We start from the raw sequence: 2,500 nt of genomic DNA, 5'->3' as shown, positions 1-2,500 counted from the left end.
CGTTGCACGTTCGGGGTCGTGGGACCCTCTGGTGGTTTCTGCCGAGACCACAAGAAGTGATAAACCTTTGAGGTAGTTGAAAGCTCTGGGAAGGGCTGCCGTAGACCGTGAGAGCCGGGTAGGCGAAATCTTGAAGGCTTCTTGAGGGGATCCCAAGTAGCACGGGGCCCGAGAAATCCTGTGTGAATCTGCCAGGACCACCTGGTAAGCCTAAATACTCCCTGATGACCGATAGTGCACGAGTACCGTGAGGGAAAGGTGAAAAGTGCCCCGGTGAGGGGTCGTGAAATAGTACCTGAAACCGTGTGCCTACAAGCCGTAGGAGCTTACGTCGATTTCGGTCGGCGTGTGATGTGACTGCGTGCCTTTTGAAGAATGAGCCTGCGAGTTATGGTGTGTGGCGAGGTTAACCCGTGTGGGGGAGCCGTAGCGAAAGCGAGTCTGAATAGGGCGTTTGAGTCGCATGCTGTAGACCCGAAGCGGAGTGATCTACGCATGGGCAGGTTGAAGCTCAGGTAAGACTGGGTGGAGGACCGAACCCACCAGGGTTGAAAACCTGGGGGATGACCTGTGTGTAGGGGTGAAAGGCCAATCAAACTCCGTGATAGCTGGTTCTCCCCGAAATGCATTTAGGTGCAGCGTCACGTGTTTCTTGCCGGAGGTAGAGCACTGGATGGCCGATGGGCCCGACAAGGTTACTGACGTCAGCCAAACTCCGAATGCCGGTAAGTGAGAGCGTGGCAGTGAGACTGCGGGCGATAAGGTTCGTAGTCGAGAGGGAAACAGCCCAGATCACCGACTAAGGCCCCTAAGCGTGTGCTAAGTGGGAAAGGATGTGGAGTCGCAGAGACAACCAGGAGGTTGGCTTAGAAGCAGCCACCCTTGAAAGAGTGCGTAATAGCTCACTGGTCAAGTGATTCCGCGCCGACAATGTAGCGGGGCTCAAGTACACCGCCGAAGTCGTGGCATTCATCACCATGTGTGGTGGATGGGTAGGGGAGCGTCGTGTATGCGGTGAAGCGGCAGAGTGATCTAGCCGTGGAGCGTACACGAGTGAGAATGCAGGCATGAGTAGCGAATCGAGGGTGAGAAACCCTCGCGCCGAATGACCAAGGGTTCCTGGGGCAGGCTAATCCGCCCAGGGTAAGTCGGGACCTAAGGCGAGGCCGACAGGCGTAGTCGATGGACAACGGGTTGATATTCCCGTACCCGCTTCAATGCGCCCATATCGAACCTCGTGATGCTAAGAGTCCTTAAGCCCTCTGATGTCCTTCGGGACTAGGGGTGAGGCTGAACGCTCGATCCGATCGGGTAGTAGGTAAGCGATGGGGTGACGCAGGAAGGTAGTCCAGCCCAGGCGATGGTTGTCCTGGGGTAAGCATGTAGGGAGCGAGGTAGGCAAATCCGCCTCGTATATATCCTGAGATGTGATGCCGAGCCGATTGTGGTGAAGTGGATGATCCTATGCTGCCGAGAAAAGCCTCTAGTGAGTGTTGTGGCGGCCCGTACCCTAAACCGACTCAGGTGGTCAGGTAGAGAATACTAAGGCGATCGGGTGAACTGTGGTTAAGGAACTCGGCAAATTGCCCCCGTAACTTCGGGAGAAGGGGGACCTCTGCCGGTGAACGCACTAGCTGTGGGAGCTGGTGGGGGTCGCAGTGGCCAGGGGGAAGCGACTGTTTACTAAAAACACAGGTCCGTGCGAAGTCGTAAGACGATGTATACGGACTGACGCCTGCCCGGTGCCGGAACGTTAAGGGGACCGCTTAGTGTGAGTAATCACGCGAAGGTGAGAACTTAAGCGCCGGTAAACGGCGGTGGTAACTATAACCATCCTAAGGTAGCGAAATTCCTTGTCGGGTAAGTTCCGACCTGCACGAATGGCGTAACGACTTCCCCGCTGTCTCAACCGCAGACCCGGCGAAATTGCACTACGAGTAAAGATGCTCGTTACGCGCAGCAGGACGGAAAGACCCCGGGACCTTCACTACAGCTTGACATTGGTGTTTGGAACGGCTTGTGTAGGATAGGTGGGAGACTGGGAAGCTCGGACGCTAGTTCGGGTGGAGTCATTGGTGAAATACCACTCTGGTCGTTTTGGATGTCTAACTCTGGTCCGTGATCCGGATCGGGGACAGTGTCTGGTGGGTAGTTTAACTGGGGCGGTTGCCTCCTAAAAGGTAACGGAGGCGCCCAAAGGTTCCCTCAGCCTGGTTGGCAATCAGGTGTTGAGTGTAAGTGCACAAGGGAGCTTGACTGTGAGACTGACGGGTCGAGCAGGAGCGAAAGCTGGGACTAGTGATCCGGCATCGGCATGTGGAAGCGGTGTCGCTCAACGGCTAAAAGGTACCCCGGGGATAACAGGCTGATCTTCCCCAAGAGTCCATATCGACGGGATGGTTTGGCACCTCGATGTCGGCTCGTCGCATCCTGGGGCTGGAGTAGGTCCCAAGGGTTGGGCTGTTCGCCCATTAAAGCGGTACGCGAGCTGGGTTTAGAA

General features: G+C 56.1%; 1 rRNA gene (cut by a window edge). It reads left to right on the top strand.

Annotation, left to right across the window (positions count from 1 at the left end):
- Positions 1–2,500: ribosomal RNA gene (locus ACTMTI_RS56435) — 23S ribosomal RNA — on the top strand (its annotated part extends 300 nt beyond the left edge of the window); the annotation flags it as partial.

This window comes from Nonomuraea sp. H19 (assembly GCF_052068215.1).
In the GTDB taxonomy this organism is placed as follows: domain Bacteria; phylum Actinomycetota; class Actinomycetes; order Streptosporangiales; family Streptosporangiaceae; genus Nonomuraea.
Note: the sequence above shows the minus strand (reverse complement) of the source record. Positions and strands in the feature narration are given on the sequence as shown.